Annotated in this window: 21 protein-coding genes; 17 read left to right on the top strand and 4 right to left on the bottom strand. The window is 53.4% G+C overall.

Annotation, left to right across the window (positions count from 1 at the left end; translation table 11 throughout):
• Nucleotides 1-33: 33 nt before the first annotated feature.
• The gene (locus tag BLO51_RS19360) at nt 34-2,421 is read left to right on the top strand and encodes a hypothetical protein (RefSeq protein ID WP_090674494.1); all 2,388 of its coding nucleotides are present in this window, start codon (nt 34-36) and stop codon (nt 2,419-2,421) included.
• 278 nt (nt 2,422-2,699) lie between these two features.
• Here BLO51_RS19360 and BLO51_RS19355 read toward each other — a convergent pair whose 3' ends face one another.
• The gene (locus tag BLO51_RS19355) at nt 2,700-2,888 is read right to left on the bottom strand and encodes a hypothetical protein (protein WP_174551276.1); all 189 of its coding nucleotides are present in this window, start codon (nt 2,886-2,888) and stop codon (nt 2,700-2,702) included.
• A gap of 250 nt (nt 2,889-3,138) precedes the next feature.
• On the opposite strand from BLO51_RS19355, the gene BLO51_RS19350 reads away from it, so the two are divergent.
• The 3 genes from BLO51_RS19350 to BLO51_RS19340 all read left to right on the top strand — a co-directional run bounded on the left by BLO51_RS19350 (nt 3,139) and on the right by BLO51_RS19340 (nt 5,981).
• Entirely contained in the window at nt 3,139-4,191 is a 1,053-nt protein-coding gene (locus BLO51_RS19350) for an ABC transporter substrate-binding protein (protein WP_245719741.1), read from the top strand.
• A 78-nt stretch (nt 4,192-4,269) separates the two neighbouring features.
• Nucleotides 4,270-5,187 carry an ABC transporter permease gene (locus BLO51_RS19345; RefSeq protein ID WP_090674490.1) on the top strand — a complete coding sequence of 306 codons (918 nt, stop codon included), beginning with the start codon at nt 4,270-4,272 and terminating at the stop codon, nt 5,185-5,187.
• A complete protein-coding gene (locus BLO51_RS19340; protein WP_090674488.1) occupies nt 5,187-5,981 on the top strand; it encodes an ABC transporter ATP-binding protein in 795 nt (264 codons plus the stop codon). Before BLO51_RS19345 ends, BLO51_RS19340 begins: the two co-directional genes overlap by 1 nt.
• Nucleotides 5,982-6,106: 125 nt before the next feature.
• On the opposite strand, the gene BLO51_RS19335 is transcribed toward BLO51_RS19340, so the two are convergent.
• Nucleotides 6,107-6,841, bottom strand: a complete 735-nt coding sequence (locus tag BLO51_RS19335; RefSeq protein WP_174551275.1) for a WecB/TagA/CpsF family glycosyltransferase — start codon at nt 6,839-6,841, stop codon at nt 6,107-6,109.
• A 336-nt stretch (nt 6,842-7,177) separates the two neighbouring features.
• Here BLO51_RS19335 and BLO51_RS19330 point away from each other — a divergent pair, with 336 nt between their 5' ends.
• The 6 genes from BLO51_RS19330 (at nt 7,178) to BLO51_RS19305 (ending at nt 12,166) form a co-directional block, all read left to right on the top strand.
• Nucleotides 7,178-7,507: a hypothetical protein gene (locus BLO51_RS19330; protein WP_090674486.1), complete on the top strand. Its 330-nt coding sequence runs from the start codon at nt 7,178-7,180 to the stop codon at nt 7,505-7,507.
• 126 nt (nt 7,508-7,633) lie between these two features.
• Nucleotides 7,634-8,320: a DUF5819 family protein gene (locus BLO51_RS19325; RefSeq protein WP_143006927.1), complete on the top strand. Its 687-nt coding sequence runs from the start codon at nt 7,634-7,636 to the stop codon at nt 8,318-8,320.
• 273 nt (nt 8,321-8,593) lie between these two features.
• Entirely contained in the window at nt 8,594-9,748 is a 1,155-nt protein-coding gene (locus BLO51_RS19320; RefSeq protein WP_245719740.1) for a DCC1-like thiol-disulfide oxidoreductase family protein, read from the top strand.
• Between the two features lie 34 nt (nt 9,749-9,782).
• Nucleotides 9,783-11,069 (top strand): transglutaminase-like domain-containing protein, encoded by a 1,287-nt coding sequence (locus BLO51_RS19315; RefSeq protein ID WP_167670263.1) that lies wholly within the window; start codon nt 9,783-9,785, stop codon nt 11,067-11,069.
• Nucleotides 11,070-11,083: 14 nt separating this feature from the next.
• Nucleotides 11,084-11,608, top strand: a complete 525-nt coding sequence (locus BLO51_RS19310; RefSeq protein ID WP_217266758.1) for a hypothetical protein — start codon at nt 11,084-11,086, stop codon at nt 11,606-11,608.
• A 69-nt stretch (nt 11,609-11,677) separates the two neighbouring features.
• A complete protein-coding gene (locus BLO51_RS19305) occupies nt 11,678-12,166 on the top strand; it encodes an NUDIX domain-containing protein (RefSeq protein WP_090674477.1) in 489 nt (162 codons plus the stop codon).
• 75 nt (nt 12,167-12,241) lie between these two features.
• Here BLO51_RS19305 and BLO51_RS19300 read toward each other — a convergent pair whose 3' ends face one another.
• Together BLO51_RS19300 and BLO51_RS19295 are read right to left on the bottom strand one after the other, a co-directional pair.
• Complete coding sequence (locus tag BLO51_RS19300; RefSeq protein WP_245719739.1) at nt 12,242-12,709, bottom strand: type II toxin-antitoxin system VapC family toxin; 468 nt, start codon at nt 12,707-12,709, stop codon at nt 12,242-12,244.
• A complete protein-coding gene (locus BLO51_RS19295; RefSeq protein ID WP_090674476.1) occupies nt 12,696-13,037 on the bottom strand; it encodes a hypothetical protein in 342 nt (113 codons plus the stop codon). Before BLO51_RS19295 ends, BLO51_RS19300 begins: the two co-directional genes overlap by 14 nt.
• Before the next feature lie 199 nt (nt 13,038-13,236).
• Between BLO51_RS19295 and BLO51_RS19290 the strand changes: the two genes are divergently transcribed.
• The 7 genes from BLO51_RS19290 to yidD all read left to right on the top strand — a co-directional run bounded on the left by BLO51_RS19290 (nt 13,237) and on the right by yidD (nt 19,188).
• The gene (locus BLO51_RS19290) at nt 13,237-13,980 is read left to right on the top strand and encodes an RNA methyltransferase (RefSeq protein ID WP_143006926.1); all 744 of its coding nucleotides are present in this window, start codon (nt 13,237-13,239) and stop codon (nt 13,978-13,980) included.
• Nucleotides 13,981-14,258: 278 nt separating this feature from the next.
• Complete coding sequence (locus BLO51_RS19285) at nt 14,259-14,948, top strand: response regulator transcription factor (protein WP_090674472.1); 690 nt, start codon at nt 14,259-14,261, stop codon at nt 14,946-14,948.
• Between the two features lie 47 nt (nt 14,949-14,995).
• Nucleotides 14,996-16,417, top strand: a complete 1,422-nt coding sequence (locus BLO51_RS19280) for a sensor histidine kinase (RefSeq protein ID WP_342672423.1) — start codon at nt 14,996-14,998, stop codon at nt 16,415-16,417.
• Entirely contained in the window at nt 16,401-17,471 is a 1,071-nt protein-coding gene (mreB, locus tag BLO51_RS19275; protein WP_090674469.1) for a rod shape-determining protein, read from the top strand. The genes BLO51_RS19280 and mreB overlap by 17 nt, the downstream gene beginning before the upstream one ends.
• A gap of 112 nt (nt 17,472-17,583) precedes the next feature.
• On the top strand, nt 17,584-18,258 hold the full coding sequence (locus BLO51_RS19270) for a hypothetical protein (protein ID WP_090674467.1): 675 nt from the start codon (nt 17,584-17,586) through the stop codon (nt 18,256-18,258).
• Between the two features lie 93 nt (nt 18,259-18,351).
• Nucleotides 18,352-18,801 carry a hypothetical protein gene (locus BLO51_RS19265; RefSeq protein WP_090674465.1) on the top strand — a complete coding sequence of 150 codons (450 nt, stop codon included), beginning with the start codon at nt 18,352-18,354 and terminating at the stop codon, nt 18,799-18,801.
• Between the two features lie 177 nt (nt 18,802-18,978).
• Entirely contained in the window at nt 18,979-19,188 is a 210-nt protein-coding gene (yidD, locus tag BLO51_RS19260) for a membrane protein insertion efficiency factor YidD (RefSeq protein ID WP_217266757.1), read from the top strand.
• Nucleotides 19,189-19,221: the final 33 nt, after the last annotated feature.

Genomic DNA, 19,221 nt, shown 5'->3' with positions numbered 1-19,221 from the left:
TCATCCGGTTTTTACTAAAGGAGGAAGCAGCTTTTGAAAAGCTTAAAATTGTTAACGAAACCTTCCCGTACGGCTTGGCTCGGAGCGCTGGCGATAAGCGCCGTGTGCCTGTCGGCTTCCGGGCCGGCCGTTTATGCGGGAAAGCCGGGCGTTTTTGTAGCGAACGACACTTACTTTACACTGGAGAACGCATCGCTTGCTGCGGGCGGCGATTCGCCCTTGATGCAGTTTTCGCTGAAGCTTCATAACGGCGGCAGCGGCGCGGTCGATTTCAACGGCTACGGCGTCCGGGTGGTGGACGAAGCGGGGAACCGTTATCCGGCGCGTCTGGGCAGCAAGCAAAGCGCCCGCGTCCAGCCGGGCAAGGAGCAGACGTTCGATTTTTACTCCCAGCTTGCTCCGGGCGTCAAGGCCGAGGGGCTGAAGGTGGACCTGTACGCCTGGGACGGCAGCGGGGCCGATCAGACGCGCGACATCGGCGCGCTGCCTGTGGCGGGCTCGCTCCACGGGGGAGTATCGGCGGCTTCGCAGACCGTCGTGCGGCTTAAAGACGCAGACCCTGCAGCGAAAGAGGATGCATTCCTTTCGTTCGTGCAAGGGGACGGCTTTCGCGTCGTCGAGAACGGCAAGACGTATCTGTATGTGAATCTGTATGTGACCGGCAGTGGCAAAACGGGCATAACGCTTCCGTCAGGCCTTCAATACCGGCTGCTGACGTCCGACGGACGAACGATTGCCGCGGGCCTTTCCGGCTCGGACGGTTCTTCGCTGCTGCCGAACGAAACCGTTCAGCGGATGGTAAAGGTCGAGCTTCCCGAACCTTCCGTCGGCCCGTTGACCTTGCAATTGGTTGTGTCGGATGCGGGCGAGGATAAGGTGCTTGGCAGCTTGCGGCTCGGCGCGCTTCCTCTGGCGGTTAAGCTCGGCAGCGAGAAGCCGCTGGCCCGATATGGAACAGGCAGCGGACTGACGCTCATCGCCGAGAAAGCGACGGCCACCCGTCAGGAAGACGGCATGCTCGTACAATCCGCCGTGACGGTGCGCAGTGACAGCGATCGGATGATCGCGATACCTGCGCTGACCGGAGCTTACCAGTTCGGTAAATACGGCTCCATAGCGGCTTCGGAAGCCCGCTCCTCGCGCGACGCTTATTTGGCGCCGAAAGCCGCGATAACGTTCAGCTACACGGCGCTGCTCCCGTCCGGCGTCGAGCCGGACGCAGCGGAGCTTGTGGTCCGCGTGAAGGAGGACGCGGCTGCGGCAGGGACAAGCGCCGCTTCGGGAACGGCAGCATCCGGCAGCGGCGCTTCCTCCGCCAGCAGCGGGAGCACGTCCTCTGGCGCGAATACGGCCAATAGCGAGGCTGCCAAAACTGCCAGCAGCACGGGAACAAGCGCAACCGTCACAACGTCAGGATCGTCCGCCAGCGGCTCTGCTTCGGGCTCGTCCTCTGCCGGAGGAAGCACGGGTGGCACCAGCGCCGCAAGCGGCACGAGCGGACAGACGAAGACAGGGACAAGCGGAAGCGGTACGACAAGCTCCCCGTCCAACACGGCATCCGGCTTGAAGACGGACGGGCGGCCGGTTATGGTCGTCGGCCTCCAAGGCATTGCGCAGCAGTACAATCCGACTCTGGCGGCCAAGAACTACGAGTACGGCACGCCGCTGCCCCTTGCGGCAAGCAGCCTGATCGACTCCAAGCTGGACATGTCGCTTGTTGAGCTGCATTTGCACGAAAATACCGATTACGGGTACAAAACGGCTATAGCCAAAGTGAAGTACACGAACCGCGGCAGCTCGGTCCTGACGCTTCCGGACATCGGCACGGAGCTGCTGAACTTGCAAGGGCTGGCGTTCCCCGGTGTCCGGCAAACGTCCGCGGCTTCCACCATTATGCCCGGAACGAGCTATGTCGTAGCTTATTCGTTCATGGTGCCGGCGGACGAAAAAGGGGACAGTATCGCCTTCCGGGTGACGGACCCGAAAGTGATCGCGCCAGCCAAGCTGAATCTTGGCACGTTTCGTGTCGCCGCACAGCGGGAAGAGGAGTACGGCAAGATCAGCTTTTATCCGTTCGACGTCAACATCGATGCGAACAATCTGGCGACGACTTACAGCCAATCGGCCGGCTATTCGTATCATCTGAACGTGTCGCTAACGATCGAGCAGCGGGAGCCGGTGATCGTCGACCAGAACTTTTCGAAGATGGAGTTCGAGCTAGTCGACGGACTCGGCCGGGTACTCGGCTCTCAATCCGCCGGCTTCACCGGCACGCAGAAGCTGATCTCCGGCACACAGCGTATTTCGTTCACGAACATCAAGGCGGAGCAGATCGAATCGGGTGTGACGATCCGCGTATATGAGACAGTCGATACGCCGAACGGACCGGCCAAACGGCTCGTACGGGAGTTTCAACCGTAAATAGATTCGCCCCCGTGTCGGACAGAGGGTAAACAAAAAAGGCATCACCAGCCGTGCCTACCACAGCTGGAGGGATGCCTTTTTTTCAGCGACCGGGTGGATACTCGCCCGCGTTTATAAAAAATCACAAAAAAATAACTTGAATCAGACCGAAAAATCTGTTTTGATGGAAAAGTGACTACCAAATATACCCTTTGCTTACAAAAAAGGATTGATTTCGACTCGTGCCTGCAAGTCCGAACGATTCATCCGCTTCGCTGCGGAATGAAGAAGACAAGCTATTTTTTTCTGCGGAACAGACGGGCGGCTCCTTTGCCGAGCTCCGTAAACAGGATCATGACCGACAGCGCGCCGAGCATATACGGGACGACAAGCGGAATGGCGCGCAAATCGGTAATATGCACCCAACGCAAAAAAAGGGGGTACAACAGCAGCAACGCAACCAGGATTACAATTTTCACGGGCATTCGCCTCCGGGGCTGACATCGTTTTCGACAATGAAATAAATTTCGCTGTTCAAAGCATCAAAACCTGCCGTACGGAGCGAGTGGTAAATGATCCCAATGGCCGTTTCAATCCGGGTACACCCGCTTCATTTCTGAATTTGTTAAATTTAGCAGACGTTCAATTATGGATTGACGGATGACTACCCTCATACTATGATAACATTATCGCTTTAAAGCATGTACACGTTAAACCCAGGAGGTCCGAAATCATTTGAAAACATCCGCTAAACTGTTATCCCTGCTGATCGCTGTACCGCTCATGATCGCAGGCTGCGGGACCAAAGCGCCGGCGCCCGCCAATCCGTCCGGAGGTGGAGACGCTTCCAAGCCTCAGGACAAGAAAGTTGTCAAAATCGGCATCTCCCAAATTGTCGAGCATCCGTCGCTCAACGCGACGCGCGAAGGCTTCCTGGCCGCGCTTAAGGACAACGGCTTTAAAGACAAAGAAACGATGCAGGTCGACTATCAGAATGCGCAAGGCGACTCCACGACCAACCTGACGATCGGGCAAAAGTTCGCCGCCGACAAAAAAGATCTGGTATTCGCCATCGCCACGCCGTCGGCCCAAGCCGTGGTTCAGAACGTAAAAGACGCGCCGGTGCTGTTCGGGGGCGTAAGCGATCCGGTGTCCGCGAAGCTCGTTAAAAGCCTGGACAAGCCGGGCGGCAGCGTGACCGGCGCCGCCGATACGCATCCGGACGCTATTCCGAAGCTGATCGACTTCATCGCTTCCGATTTCCCGAAGGTCAAGAAGATCGGAATCGTGGCGAACGAAGGCGAAGCGAATGTCGCGTTCATGGTGAAGACGGCGGAAGCGGCGTTTGCGAAGCATAACATTCAAGTCGTCAAAGCGTCAGTTACGAACAGCTCCGAAGTGAAGCAGGCCGCTGAATCGCTCGTGGGACGCGTCGACGCGATCTACATCACGCTGGATAACACGGTCGTAAGCGCCGTCGAATCGATTATCAAGCTGGCAAACGACAAGAAAATTCCGTTCTTTTCCAGCGATCGCGATACGGTAGAAAAAGGAGCTCTCGCCACCTACGGCTTCAAATATTACGATCACGGCTACCAAGCGGGCAAAATGGCCGTCGAGATTCTCAAGAACGGGTCCAAGCCGGGCGATATGAAAGTCAGCTATCCGGACAAGCTTGACCTAATCATCAACCTCGATGCCGCCAAACAGCTGGGCGTAGAAGTAACCGATTCTATGAAAAATAAAGTACAGGATAAGAAAAACCTGCTCAGCGGTTCGGCAAAATAATTTCGTAAGACCCAAGCAGAGTGACCTTCCGAACGGATCAAAGGTCACTTTTGCATTTCTTCGCAGGAGGATGGACGTATGTATGAGGCATTTACAGGTTCTCTGGAACTCGGCATGCTGTATGCTGTTATGGCGCTCGGCGTGTATGTGACGTTTCGCATTTTGGATTTTCCTGATTTGACGGTGGACGGCAGCTTCACGACCGGCGGCGCGATTGCCGCGGTCATGATCTCTTCCGGCGTCTCTCCGTTACTTGCCACGCTGGCTGCCTTCGGAGGCGGTCTCGTAGCCGGAGCGTGCACCGGACTGCTGCATACCAAAGGCAAAGTGAATGCGCTGCTGTCCGGGATTTTGATGATGATTGCGCTGTATTCGATCAATCTTCGAATTATGGGGAAGAAAGCAAACATTGCGCTGCTCGGAGAAGATACGCTGCTTACCGGCGTGTCCCTGCTTTGGGTGATGCCGATCGTCGTGCTGGCTATTAAATTCGCTCTGGACTGGTTCCTGCACACGGACCTGGGCCTTGCACTCAGAGCAACCGGAGATAACCCCCGGATGATCCGCAGCTTCGGCGTGAACACGGACAATACGATCATCGTCGGCGTCAGCTTGTCGAACGGACTCGTGGCGCTCTCCGGCGCCTTGATCGCGCAGTATTCCGCTTTCGCGGATGTTTCCATGGGGATCGGCATGATCGTGATCGGGCTTGCCTCGGTCATTATCGGGGAAGCGCTGTTCGGCGCGAAGACGGTCATCCGCGCGACGTTGGCTGTCTTGCTGGGCGCTATCATCTACCGGCTGATCGTGGCACTGGCGCTTCGCGTCGGGCTGGAATCGACGGATATGAAGCTGATGACCGCACTCATCGTTATTATTGCCTTGACGCTCCCGATGGTGCGGAGCAAGCTGCGTCAAAAGTCGGTCATCCGTCAACGGGCGGCCGATCTCGAACATTCCCGCGCACGGAACGTTTCGGCAGGGGGTGGTCGATAATGTTACGCGTCGAACATGTTTCCAAGCTGTTTAACCCAGGGACGCCGGACGAAAAGCTCGCCTTGTCGCATATTAACCTCCAATTGAAGGAGGGCGATTTTGTAACGGTGATCGGCAGCAACGGCGCCGGCAAGTCCACGCTTATGAATATCATCTCGGGCGTGATGACGCCGGATCTCGGGAAGGTCGTCATTGGCGGAAACGAGGTCGAATCGATGCCCGAGTATCGCCGCAGCGCATGGATTGGCCGGGTGTTCCAAGACCCGATGGCCGGTACTGCGCCGACGATGACAATCGAAGAAAACCTGGCCATGGCGTATAAGCGCAGCGAGCGCAGAGGGCTCGCCATCGGCGTTACGGGGCACAAGCGGACGATGTTCCGCGAGCAGCTCAGCCGGCTCGGCATCGGGCTGGAGAACCGGCTGAACGCCAAGGTCGGTCTGCTCTCGGGCGGGGAGCGGCAGGCGCTCAGCCTGCTGATGGCGACCTTCACCGAGCCGCGCATTTTGCTGCTCGATGAGCATACCGCGGCGCTCGATCCTTCGCGGGCGGAGCTGATTACGTCGCTGACCGAGCAGATCGTCGCCGAGCTGAAGCTGACGACACTCATGGTGACGCACAATATGGATCAAGCAATCCGGCTCGGCAACCGGCTGATCATGATGGATAAAGGACGCATTATTTTGGATGTGCCGGAGCGGGAGAAGCGGGGACTGACCATCGAAGGGCTGCTTCAGCAGTTCGAGCGGATTCGCGGCGTCAAGCTTGCGGACGACCGCGTCGTGCTCGGTTAAGGCAGGCGGACGCAACTGGGAAAGCAAAAAGAAAAACGCCCAGCGCAACAGGCGAGGCGTTCCATATCATCGATTAGAACATATCAGCCATCGAATCGTTAAGGTTCGATGGCTTTTTTACAATGTTAACTCTTGCGGCCCTTCAGCAGAAACAGGATGGCGAATCGGGGAAGCACCAATTGCCGTCTCCAGCGGGAAGGCTGCCGCAGCAGGCGGTACAGCCATTCCAGATTCAGCTTTTGCCAGACGACCGGGGCGCGCTTGACTTTACCCGCGATGACATCCAGACTGCCGCCGACGCCCATTGCGAGCCTGGCAGATAACCGGTTTTTGTATTTGAAGATCCATTTTTCGGCCCGCGGCGCGCCCATGGCTACGATGAGCAGATCGGGCTTCACGCTTGCGATCTGCTCCACGAGCTGCGGTTCGTCGTCAGCGGTGAAGAAGCCGTTACGCCGGCCGGCGACCTTAAGACCCGGGTATTGAATCGCGATCAGGTCGACGGCTTTCTTGCTTGTTTCTTCGTCGGCTCCCAAGAAGTAGAACGACCATCCGTGCTCGTGGCCGAGCGCCAGGAGCCGGAGAAGCATCTCGTAGCCGGTCACGCGCTCGGGCACCGGCTCGCCCTTGTAACGCGAAGCCAGGACGATGCCGATGCCGTCGGGGGTAATCATGTCGGCCTGTTCGACAATTTGCCGCAGCTCGCTATCTTTTCTTACATTCATCACAATTTCGGGGTTGGCCGTAATCAAGTGAAACAGCCGCGGATCGTTGCGGTCCAGCCGGCGGTGCAGCTCGCTTACGGTTTCGTCTAAAGATAATTTAGAAAATGGTACGCCTAAAATGGAAACGGTTTGCATCAGTATCCCCTCTACGTTCATTTCCTCCATCTTACCACAGATTCGCCGGGAAGAAGAATCTTTCGCTAAATTGCGACTAAAAAACAAACCATGAGATAATCAAAAGTAAAATCCCAGTAAATTTAAAATATATTAATATAAACTTAATAAAGAAAATATTTACAAATCTACCTGTCTGATTTATAGTTGATATAAGCCATTTTTGAAAGACTTTCGTTCTCGCATGAATCTGGGTGTGAAAAAAAAGCTGGCCAGCTCGCCCTGGTTGCGAAATCGATCGACAACAGGAATGGTTCGATTATCCCAATCGTGAGAGAAAAGGAGGCATTTCGTTTTATGAAAAAGAAATATATTGTTATTGTTCTGTCCTTGTCCCTGGTTTCGGCAGGTCTGTTGTCTGCCTCTGCCGGCGCTTCCACTACGGACGCGCAAACAACAACGAACTTTGCTTCTATTGACAGGGAGGAATTTGTAGAGCCTGCAGCAATTCCTGCTGTAGCTGTAGCAGCAGCACGTCTTGCCGCTACACCTGCAGTGAGAGCGGCGGCATCAACCGTGGCCAGCGCTGCGGTTGGTTGGGCTGTCGGGAAGGGTCTGGATCGCATTTTTGGTTCTAGCAATCCAGCACCCCACATCCAGGAATCGGACATCTTGTTCGACAACTAGTCGTAGGTAAAAGTATAACGTTTATCGTTATTTAAAGTCTGGAAGAGAGATTACGTTCATTTGCAGAACGATTCTCTCTTCCTCTTCATCCATTACTATATTTTTAACGGAAAGGCGGTGCCTTTCGTGAAAACCGGAAAGCTTCAGCGGGGTGCGCTCTTATTCCTCCCCTTCTTGTTAGTCGGATTTATGGTGTTTCACTTCAGCATCATTTTCATGCATGTTCTCCCATTTAATCCGATGACATCCAAGTTCAATGGTTTGGTTAGATGGTACACCTCGACTGTTTTTTATCAAAACTGGCATCTGTTCGCACCTGATCCGATTAGTACGAACTATACGATCTATATGCAAGCCAAGCTGCAGAATGCCAATCATGAGCAAGTAGAGAGCGAGTGGATCGACCTCACCACTCCAATGATTACTTCCAATTGGGAGCAGTACATTTCTCCTGTGAACCGCCTCATGCGTTTTGGTACGGATTCGTTTATGCAAACAGTTCATCAAGATGAACTAGCGGAAAAGTTAGAAGTGAAAAAACAAAAATTTAATAAACAAGATTTAACGACTTCTAAAGAAAACCAAAAGATACTGGAAGATTTCCGTTCGCAAGGAATTGATCTGATGTACCGTATGGGATACTCTAATGTACCAAAATATTTTCCGAATCAACAGGTGGATTCCATTCGCATGCGTGTCACCTTTGCAAAGGTTAAACCATTCTCAGAACGCAACAATCCCGACTATAAGACGGTTCCCCAATATGTGGACTACCATTGGAAGGATTATATCCCGGTGATTCCCTCCATTTAAAAGCTGCTCACTACCTTAAAAAGAAGGTGCTTTTGCATGCAAGCTATTGCAAATGTAAACCGTTCTATCTGGCTGCGATGGTTTTATCGCGAAAACTTTTTGATAGGAACGTCTCTTGCCAGAATTGGCTTTGGTCTCGTTCTTCTTTACATGTATTTGATCCATTATTCGCAGCGCTATCTTCTCTGGTCCGATCAAGGCTTAATTGATCACGCTACTTATTTAACAACGACGAAAGGATTTTCGTTATCGTTATACACATGGAGCCCTTCGATGCTGTATTTCGATATCGTGTATCATATAGGGATCATGGTCACGATCCTCTATGTAATCGGTTGGAAAGGCCGATTGATGTCCATTCTTTTCTTTATTTTTACGTATTCGCTTTTGGACCGGAATTATCTTATTGGAGATGGCGGCGACAATATTCTTCGCATCCTTCTTTGCTATATGATCTTTGCCAATACAACAGCTTACTTTTCCGCGGATGCCGAAAAGTATTGGAAGAAACGTTCGGTAGCGGAAGAGGGGACATGGTACAAGATCAAAGCTGTTTTTCACAACTTTGCCGTACTGTTCTGCATCGTCAACCTGTGCATCATGTATCTGACTTCCGGACTATATCAAATCATGGGTGAAATGTGGCATAGTGGAACTGCTGTATATTATATTATGCAAGTGAATCAATTTAGCCATCCTTTCTTTCGAAACCTGATTTTACAGAACGATTTCTTCATCGTTCTTTTCACTTACTCATCTGTGATCATCAAGCTTGCTTTTCCGTTCTTGCTGTTTAACCGATACACCAAATACTTCATTGTGTTTTGTGTCGTTTCTTTTCATTTAGGCATCGGCATCGCCATGGGACTTATCACCTTCTCGCTCATCATGTGCATAATTGATTTTATGCTCATATCGGATGAGGAATATAAGAAAATACACCGCAAGCTGATTCGTTTGCGGCGGCTCTTTCTTCTTGCGTTTCGGACACGAACGCGCAGCTTTGGGAGGAAGTCGATCCCGCAAACACATCACGTTATCGTGTTTTATGACGGGTGGTGCCCCTTCTGCCAAGCTTCGATTCGCAATCTGAGAAAGCTCGACTGGTTCCGGCTCCTTCATTTTGTATCGTTCCGCGAGCCGAATGTTTGCAACACCTTTCAACTCGATTTGAATAAATTAGAAAAGCGAATGCACAGCAAGCGGAAGACAGAAGAAAAGTCCCACGAAGGCATTTATGCGTTCATCCAGATCAGCAAGCGGCTTGTCCCGCTTTGGCCGCTTGTGCCGCTGCTTTATTTGGCTGCGATTTGTGGGATCGGACAAAAAACGTATGATTTTATCGCATCCCGTCGATCGATCATTCCAGCAGGCGGCTGCGACGACACATGCTATTTGCCAACAGCACGCACATCCATTAAATCCTAATACTAAAAAAAATGACTGTAAAAAAAGGAGCATCATGAAACCATTGTATCGGATCGAATATCATTTCATTAAAACATACCGGGTTGATTATACGTACTTAAACAAACAGGATTCGCCCGTTTCTTTATGGCTGTCTTTACCCGCTGACAGTATGACGCAGCGTAACATTCGGATATTGCAGCAAACGGCGCCTAAAGAATTGAATTTGCTGCCAACAGGCAATCAGCTGGCTTACTATGAACTGCTTCCGGGCGAAAACGTCGCTTTCTCCTGCTTATTCGATAGTTATGAAACCCGGTTGGTTCCATTCGATCCAAACAATAACAAGGATAATAAAGCAGAAGTACCGGAATTAACCGAGGACGAACGCCTGTTTTATTTGCGTTCAACTCCACTCGTTCCCTTGACGGATGAAATTCGTCAAGAAGCCATCCGGATTGTTGGGGATAGCAAGGAACCGATTGAACAGGCGCGAAAGCTATTTTTTCATTTGGTTCAACACTATAAATATATTTATCCCCCGAAGGAACGGGGAGCGTCTGCTATGCGTCGAAATCAACGGGGAGATTGCGGCGAGTTTTCTTTCTTGTTTGCCGCTTACTGTCGTTCGCTTCATATTCCTTGCCGCACTGTTTTCGGTTCTTGGGCGACAGGCAGGCTTAGGGCGCACGCTTGGAATGAATTTTTCGTAGAGGGTGTAGGCTGGGTCCCCGTAGATGCAAGTGTCCAGGTCAGTATGAAAAGTCAATGGAACAAGCTGGCATTCGTAACCGGGTACGGAGCGAGAAATACCAAGCACTATTACTTTGGAAACTTGGAAGGTAAACGGATTGTTTTCAGTCTGGACCCCAACGTGCCTCTGTTCCCACCGTTTCCGGAAGGATCTCAGCTTGCGGCAACGAGTCAGGAGCAATTGCTAAACATAGGTGAAGAAATGTTTGCCTGGGGGTTTCAGGCCCAATACGGAACTGCGCCGTATTTGCAGCCTGCGTACACCCAATTCACTTCTCCCGTTGCTCCCGGCCCAACCACGGAGGATTATTTAGGCTCGTGGCATGTCAAGGAAACCGGTCTGATCCAGGCCTTATCCTTGAAGCTGAAATATGCAGCCTTTATTGCGTCTATGCTATGTTGGGGCACCTACTACGTTTTGTCTTGGACTTTTGCCAAGCTGGAATGGCTTAATTTATTCTCAACCTTGTGTTATTGCTTGTTTCTGCTTGTGTCGATTCTTAGAAAAGAAGCTTATTATGTGATGTATATTCTGTTTGGGCTCATGCTGCTTAGCGCGCTTCGAGGATTGAGTCTTTTTGTAAAATAAGGAGTTTTTCGATGATGAGCGATTATGGTCGACAAACGAGGCAATGGTGGGACGCGGGGGAACGGGTGAATATTGGAAGGGTAATCGCCCATACCCTTATCGGATCGGTGATGAGCTGGTCTTTATTCATCGTTTGCTTCGTCGGGTTTCAACTTCTTAAGCCGTCACTGGACCCGTTGTTAAACCAGATTTGGCAAGCCGCATCACTTCCGATATCGGAAACAAGCGAATTAATCATGCATGGATTTCAAATTTTTTGCAATTTTCTTGTTTTTCATTATATCGTTCGTCGATCCATAAAAAAAGCAGGCCGCGTGGAATTTAAGGGTAATCTGATCGCATGCATGCTCATTAGTCTCATTCCCTGGTTGTTTTTTATCGCAACCAGTCTAAGTTCTGCGAAGCAACCATCCTCTCTTGGTCCCATCCAAATCTTTGAGCTGATGTTGTATTTGCTAAGTTTCGTACTTGCGGTTTATGTACCCTATAAATATAAACAGCTTACGCCGGTTGAGGCTGTACGGGAGGATCAGGTATAATTTCCCTTGGAGAGTCTGCTTTCCATGGTGAAGACGGGACTCGGCGGGTAGAATGGGAGGAGAAATCGAGTGACTTATCCGATACGGGTACGCGCCTGCGCGCTTATCCTCCGGGACGACAGCGTGCTGCTGATCGAATTCACAGATGCAAACGGACTTCATTACAACTTGCCTGCCGGAGGCGTCGAAGCCGGGGAATCGGTAACCGAAGCGGTGATCCGGGAAGCGCGGGAGGAAGCCGCCACAGAGGTTGAGGTCGGACCGCTGGCCTTCGTGTACGAATACGCCCCGCATCGAAGCGATCACGTGTATGGCGCGACGCACAGCGTCCATCTGATATTCGATTGCAAGCTGAAGGAAGGGTCCATGTCCGCAATGCCCGCGAGCCCCGATCCGAATCAAACGGGCGTACGATGGATTCCGCTTTCCGAGCTGGACAAGATCGTGCTGTACCCCAACCTAAGAAAGCAGATTGCCGATTATGCCGCAAGGCGTACCGGCACGCCGGGATTCATCGAGGAGCATCAGCTCGACAAGTACCCGCTTCCTTCTTCCTAAAACAGCGAAAACCTGACGGTACACAGCCTCAAGCGGGCTGTCCGTCAGGTTTTCTTTTTCCCCCGCTTCGTTAGCTTACAAAATGCTTGGCAGCACCTTGATTTCACGATCCAGCTTGGGCAGGAACGAATAATTCGGATTGAAGGTGAAAATCCGTTTCATCTGGCAGGACAGCATAACCACGGCCGTCATTGCTTCGCTCAGCGAGAAGCGGTAGTTCGGAAAATCGATAATGAGATGTTTCGCTTCCCGCTCCAGCTCCGGCGTTCCCGGTACGATCGTCAGCACGCCTTGCTGGACCGCTTTTTCCATTGTGTTCAAGAAGAACTGCGCATCCGAATAGTCAAAATGATTGCGCAGCCATTGGTGCGTTTCGAAGATCACATAGTTCGTCGTAGCCAAATGCCGGTCCATATCATCCAGGTCGAAGAACAGCGACCGGGCCTTCAAATAATACGGGTCCTCCGGATTCATAAACGCCATCAGAGCGGACTGCTCCAGAAAGACCGCCTGCTGCAAGGCTGCGGAATCATGCGCGATCAAAGCTATGCACCTCCTCGCCTTTATACCGTTCTTTCCGCTTCGTCAAGCTGTCGAGCTGCAGCAGCGGATTTTTTTCCTTCTGCTCCATCGTCGCTTGAAACGTCATTTCATGGGACCGTACGGCAAAATATTGGTCGATCATATAGTGAACCACGGCGCTGACGGTCGTCTGTTCGGCTTCGGCCATTCGTCTGCACTTATCGTAAACCTCGGGCTCCAGCTCGATGGCGGCGGTCTCGACGGCTTCCCTCTCCGTCGAAATGAGCTGGGATGCGGCGGATTTCCATTTCCTCAGCTGGCTTTGCATGAATTCCTTGGAACTGCTCACGGGCGTCACCTTCCACAACACAATTTATACGGGCTTGAATGCGCAAGCCGACTTCTTTATACTGTTCGGCGAAAACCGCTGTTTTTAGGGGCTTTTCGCACTAGTGTTGAATCGAGCGGTTAGTTCAGAATCCAATCTTTCCCTGTTATTCTCGTGTATGATAGTATTACTATAAAATAACGCAAAAGGGGAACCGGCCTTGAAAGAGAAAACAATCCTTGATATCAGAATATTCGAAGAAAGAGGGGAGCACCCAAGTGTTTTCCCCAGTAGTTATATCGGAACTTTGTATGTAACGGATAAATTAATCCACTCTATAAGTGATCGCTATGCGAGAAAACTAAATGAATTAGGCTTTATCACCGGGGATTATGACCATGTCTATATTGCGATCACCCCGTTTCTGGATGAGGGATGCATTATGGAATCGGAACTGCGGCCGAAGAAGTGGATGAAAATGTTCTATATCGGTTATCCTCCTGCCGCGTTCAATCAACAAAGCGAAGACGAGAAAGAGCATTGTATTACCAAGCTGATCACGAAGATACTGAAAAATATCGCCAAAGATGCGGAGCAGTCCCAACTGGTCGAGAACGTCCAGCATTTGCTCTTACGAGATCAAAGCGAATTAGAAATCATTCATCTGACAAAAGAAACCAAGACATATAAAGTCACGGTGAGTTATCAGATCAGACCGCTGCGCAAGGCATCCAAAGCCATCATCGAATATTGGGATAAGAGCGCGAATGTGAAAAGGAAATGCGCCTTTCAGGATTTGAAAATATACAGTGATATCTTTTATCTCGTATCCTCCATCACTGTAGCAGAAGGGGTAATCATGCTGAAGCCTCGCACGTCAGCAGCAGCGCAGCAGCACATCCGATCGTATGCGGCGCCGATTACGATCACGATTGGCGATATTCCGATTTGCCATGAACAATAAGCAAAGAGCCTTCATCCGCTTGCATCGGACTAAGGCTCTTTTTTCGGGAACACCCATTCTGGCAATCAAGCCTTTCCGCCCGCCCACACTTGTTTTTCGAGCGCGTTCATCCTTTGAACACAGTTATTTAACCGTTTGGTCCGATTTTGAACATCATTTGCTCAAATTTTTCGTGTAACGTTAGCGAGTACGGCCCCTTTTTCGGCGAATCCCCCCGCAAAATAGGGGGGGCGGGAGAATGCTATAGTATCTTTACCGGCAAAAGGAGCATTGTCTGCATGAATTCTTGGAAAGTACTGGTCGCCGACGATGACCCGAACGTCAGGGAGATCATTCGGCTTTATTTTGAAAAACAGCACATCAGCATGATTGAGGCGCAGGACGGCGAGGAGGCGCTTGAGCTTGTCGAGAAGGAAGCGCCGGACATCGTGATTCTCGACGTCATGATGCCGAAGATGGACGGCTTCGAAGCATGCCGCCAAATTTTGAAACGATTCGATATTCCCGTCATCATGCTTACGGCGAAGCGAGAAGAATTCGACCGGGTGCTCGGGCTGGAGCTCGGCGCCGACGATTACGTCACGAAGCCGTTTAGTCCGCGGGAGCTTGTGGCGCGGATCAAGGCGATCTTCCGCCGGATGCAGCGCCGCAAATTTCCGGGAGAACCGGTCGCCATTACGTTCGAGGGATTCTCGATCAACACGGAGCGCCGCGAGGTGCTGGCCGGGGAGGAGCGGATCGTTCTTCGCCCGAAGGAGTTCGATCTGCTGACGCATCTGGCCCGGTCGCCGGGGACGGTGTATACGCGGGAGCAGCTGCTGGAGCAGGTGTGGGGCTACGAGTTCATCGGAGATATCCGGACGGTCGACGTGCACGTGAAAAAATTGAGGGAGAAGCTGCTTCCGTACCGGAGCGACTGCATTCATACGGTGTGGGGCGTAGGGTATAAATTCGAGGTCCAGAAATAATGCTTGGCATCGGCAAAAGCATTTTCCGCCGGTTGCTGTTTGGTCATATGTTCACCATGCTGCTGGGCCTGTGCGTCGTCGGGTTTCTGCTTTCGTTGCTGACCAAGGGTTATATCGTAAATTCGCAAAAGGAAGAGCTGCTGCGCAAGGCGAAGCGGGTCAACCTGGCGGTTCAAACCGTTGTCGTCCCGGACGATCGCGTCAAGGAGCTGCTGCTGTTCTTCGACCAGACGTTCGACGCGCGTATCTGGCTGTTCGACCGCAACGGTAAAGTCGCCGCCACCTCCAGCAAGGACGAGGTGTACGTCGGCAAATCCGTCGATCCTGCCGTCGTCCGCAAAGTCTTGAACGGCGAAGAGGCACAGCTGAACGAGCCGCGGTTCGAAGGGCTCAAGGAGTCGATGCTATCCGTCGTCGTCCCGTGGGGCAAGGACAATGAGGTATACGGAGGAATCGTACTGCACGCCTCGGTCGCCGGAATGAACGAAACGATCACGTTAATGCGCGAAACGATCCTGTGGGTCACGCTCGTGGGCGTGCTGCTATCGGCGGTGACAGCGTCGTATTTATCGTGGTCCATCTCCCGGCCGCTGCAGCGGATCGACAAGCTGGCGCTGCGTATCGGACACGGGGATTACGGCGAGCGGATTGAGATTTCGTCGAACGACGAGATCGGAGAGCTGGCCGCCACCATCAATCAGATGGCGGACAAGCTGCAGCGGACGGACGAAGACAAGCGCAAGCAGGAGCAAATCCGCCAGGACTTCCTGGCGAACGTATCCCACGAGCTGCGGACGCCGCTGACGGCCATGCAAGGGTTTCTGGAGGCGCTTCAGGATGATCTGATCGACGATGCGGCCAAGCCGAAATATTATGACATCATTTACAAAGAAACGCTCCATATGAACCGGTTGGTGGATGACATCGCCGATCTGATCAAGCTGGAAAACGACGAGATCGCCTTATCCCGCAGCCCGGTGGATGTGCAGCAGTTATTTGCGCACATCGCCGCCATGTTCGGACCGGAAGCCGCGGAGCGCAACACGACGATCGAAACGCGGGCGGAAGAGGGACTGCCGGACGCGTATGCGGACCGGGACCGCTTCGAACAAATTATGAAAAATTTAGTGAAGAATGCCGTGAAATTTACGGAAAACGGCAAAATCTTGCTGAGTGCCCGTGCGGAAAGCGAGCTGCTTGTCATTCAGGTGGCGGATACCGGCATCGGAATTTCTCCCGAAGATCAGGAGATGATCTGGGAGCGCTTCTTCAAGGTGGACCGCGGCCGGAGCAAAAAAAGCAGCGGCACCGGGCTCGGACTGGCCATTGTCCGGGAACTGGTAGAGCTGCATGGCGGGACGATTACCGTCCGCAGCGAAGTCGGTCAAGGAACCGTATTCGAGTTCCGGCTGCCGGCGGCTCAGAACGCAATACACGAAGGAGGAAGACAACATGTTAAAGCGATTTGATACGCTGTACGGCATTGATTTGGGAACTTCGAATACGGTGATTTACCAGCATGGGAAAGGCATCGTGCTGCGGGAGCCGTCTGTGGTGGCGATCCGGCAGGATTCGGGCGAGATGGTGGCGGCCGGTACGGAAGCGCAGGCGATGATCGGCCGGACCCCGGGCAATATCGACATCATTTACCCGCTGATGGACGGGGTGATCGCCAACTTTGACATTACGAGCGCGATGCTTCAGCATTTTATTAAAAAAATTCAAGGCCGGGCCCTCTGGTTCCGCAGCTCGCAAGTGTACATCTCCGTACCGTGCGGCATCACGAACGTGCAGAAGCGCGCCGTCGAAGAAACGATGGTGCACAAAGGCGCCAAGAAGGCGGTAGCCGTGGAAGAGCCGCTGGCCGCGGCGCTTGGGGCCGGGCTTCCGGTCGACCAGCCCATCGGCAGTCTGGTGCTTGATATCGGCGGGGGAGCGAGTCAAGTGGCCGTGCTGTCGCTCGGAGGCATCGTGGTCAGCCATACGGTACGGCGCGCAGGGATGTCGCTCGATCGGGATATCATCGAATACGTCAAAAAGACGTACAATCTGGCGATCGGCGAACGGACCGCGGAGGAGATCAAGAAGCAGATCGGGTCGGTCGTCGAGCGGCAGAAGGACAAGGCCATCGATATTAAAGGCCGGGATCTGATCGACGGTCTGCCCCGGTCGCTCCGCTTGACCTCCGGCGAAATTTTCGGACTGATGGACGATTTTCTTGCGACTATTTTGGACGCGATCCGGGTGACGCTGGAGCACTGTCCACCGGAGCTTGCCGGGGATGTGGTAGAGCGGGGCATTCTTCTGTGCGGAGGCGGCTCGCTGCTTCACGGACTGGTCGAGCGGATTCAGGCGGAGACCAGCGTCCCCGTCCATCTGGCGGCGGAGCCGCAGGATTGCACGGCGCTTGGAGCGGGCATGATGATCGATTTTAAGCGGGAGGGCTGGAGCCGCGGGACTGCTATCCCCGATCGGAATGCCGCCGTGCAGGCGGAAGAGGAGCCTCTGCGGCAGGACGCCTAGAAAGCGGCTCAGGCTCAGGAGCTGCTGCGCGGGCGAGACATAAGCCGTTGACCGTTGATGGAATTGCCGCTAAGCTATGAAAAAAGCTTGGGCTCATAGGGAGGCGGTTGTCATGGCGGTAAAGCGGCTGGGCTGCTTGCATGGGCATCATTCGAATATCCGATATTTGGAGGAAGGCCTGGATCACGAGGCGTTTTCCTGCCTGCACTTTGTTGATCCCGGCGCGATCCATTGGCTGACCCGTGCGGCAGCGTCAGAAGAGGCGCGGCAGGTGCAAGCGAAGCTGCGCGGCCAACTGGAGTGGATTGCGGGCTGCGGGGTAGACGCCATTGTCATGACGTGCACGAATTATATCGCCGCGCTGTCGCCCTTGGAGCAAGCGCTCGAAGCGACGGGCGGGATTCCGGTTATCGCGATCGACGAGCCATGGTTTGACGAGCTGCTGAAGCTTGGAGACGAGGCGGTCGTCGCTTTCACGAACCCGGCCACCGTAGAAGGAACGATGGAACGGCTGCGTGCCCACGCCAAACTGCAGGGCAGAGAGTTTAAGTCGCAGACGGCGGTGTCTGCCCCGGGCTGCTTCGAGATGTTGCTGCAAGGACGGGAAGCGGCGTATGCGGAGCAGGTTGAAGCGTTCCTGCTGGGCTTGATACAGAGATCATCCGCCCCGGTCGCAGCGGCTCAATTATCGATGACGGACGCGGCTGCACGGGCCGAAGCGGCGTCCGGTGCTCGGGTGCTGTCGCCGATGCAGGCGCTTCGCAGCAGGCTGGAGAGGCTGCGGTAAGGAGATCCGGTGTTGTCATAGTTATGTAATAAATCCATGGTACATTTTTCTTGTAACACTACATACGACCATAGCCTGTAGGAGGAAATGACCATGAAGATGAACAAGCTCGTATCGGTCGGCATTGCCTGCGCCATGCTGCTCGGCGGGGCGGTATCCGCAAGTGCCGCGCAGAAGCCGAGCCAGACTGCCGCGAAGGAAGCTAAGGCTCAGCATAAACAAGCCACGGCGTCCCTGCAGGCCGAGCAGCTCGCGCAGCTACAAAAGACGGCAGCGGGTCTCGGGATCGCGACCGATGGCAAAACGGCGAAGGAGCTGAAGGCGGCCATCCAAGAGAAGCGTAAGGCGCTCGCCGAGCAGAAACGCGCCGATGCGCTGGCCAAGCGGAAAGCCGAGGCGGAGAAGCTGGGCATTTCCACCCAAGGCAAAATCGCCCAAGAGCTCGCCAAGGAGATTCAAGCGAAGAAGCAGGAGCAGAAGGCAAGCAAGCTAGCGAAGAAGCAACAGCAAAAAGCGAGCAAGCCAACGAAGAAGAGCAGCTAGTCGCAAGCTACTCTCATCCAAGCCCGCAAAGGTCTGCCCAAGCGCCATCTCAAAGATGGACGCGGCGCAGATCTTTTTTCTATTAGATGGTCGGCGCGGGCTTCTCTCTGTTTGACACCGGCCTCCTCGTTCAGGCATGATGATAGAAACAAGCTGAAGAGAGGAGCCGCGACCATCGTGAACCGGGTACTGCAAGGAGGCGTCCGCTTTTACCGCAAATGGATTTCGCCGCTGAAACCGCCGACCTGCCGGTTTTACCCGACCTGCTCCGCCTACGCGCTGGAAGCGCTGGAGAAGCACGGCGCGGCCCGCGGTTCGTGGCTTACGGTGAAACGGATCTGTAAATGTCATCCGTTCCACCCCGGGGGAGTGGATCATGTCCCTTGACACGGACGGTTCATTTTCGATATATTTGGCTTA

Origin of the sequence: Paenibacillus tianmuensis (genome assembly GCF_900100345.1) — a bacterium.
GTDB lineage: Bacteria > Bacillota > Bacilli > Paenibacillales > NBRC-103111 > Paenibacillus_G > Paenibacillus_G tianmuensis.
Note: the sequence above shows the minus strand (reverse complement) of the source record. Positions and strands in the feature narration are given on the sequence as shown.

Coding starts and splice junctions, on each gene's coding strand:
- BLO51_RS19315 (WP_167670263.1), top strand. CDS start 9,783: ATGAAACCATTGTATCGGATCGAATATCATTTCATTAAAACATACCGG.
- BLO51_RS19330 (WP_090674486.1), top strand. CDS start 7,178: ATGAAAAAGAAATATATTGTTATTGTTCTGTCCTTGTCCCTGGTTTCG.
- BLO51_RS19280 (WP_342672423.1), top strand. CDS start 14,996: ATGTTCACCATGCTGCTGGGCCTGTGCGTCGTCGGGTTTCTGCTTTCG.
- BLO51_RS19355 (WP_174551276.1), bottom strand. CDS start 2,888: ATGCCCGTGAAAATTGTAATCCTGGTTGCGTTGCTGCTGTTGTACCCC.
- BLO51_RS19335 (WP_174551275.1), bottom strand. CDS start 6,841: ATGCAAACCGTTTCCATTTTAGGCGTACCATTTTCTAAATTATCTTTA.
- BLO51_RS19310 (WP_217266758.1), top strand. CDS start 11,084: ATGAGCGATTATGGTCGACAAACGAGGCAATGGTGGGACGCGGGGGAA.
- BLO51_RS19265 (WP_090674465.1), top strand. CDS start 18,352: ATGAAGATGAACAAGCTCGTATCGGTCGGCATTGCCTGCGCCATGCTG.
- BLO51_RS19340 (WP_090674488.1), top strand. CDS start 5,187: ATGTTACGCGTCGAACATGTTTCCAAGCTGTTTAACCCAGGGACGCCG.
- mreB (WP_090674469.1), top strand. CDS start 16,401: ATGTTAAAGCGATTTGATACGCTGTACGGCATTGATTTGGGAACTTCG.
- BLO51_RS19270 (WP_090674467.1), top strand. CDS start 17,584: ATGGCGGTAAAGCGGCTGGGCTGCTTGCATGGGCATCATTCGAATATC.
- BLO51_RS19320 (WP_245719740.1), top strand. CDS start 8,594: ATGCTGTATTTCGATATCGTGTATCATATAGGGATCATGGTCACGATC.
- BLO51_RS19285 (WP_090674472.1), top strand. CDS start 14,259: ATGAATTCTTGGAAAGTACTGGTCGCCGACGATGACCCGAACGTCAGG.
- BLO51_RS19345 (WP_090674490.1), top strand. CDS start 4,270: ATGTATGAGGCATTTACAGGTTCTCTGGAACTCGGCATGCTGTATGCT.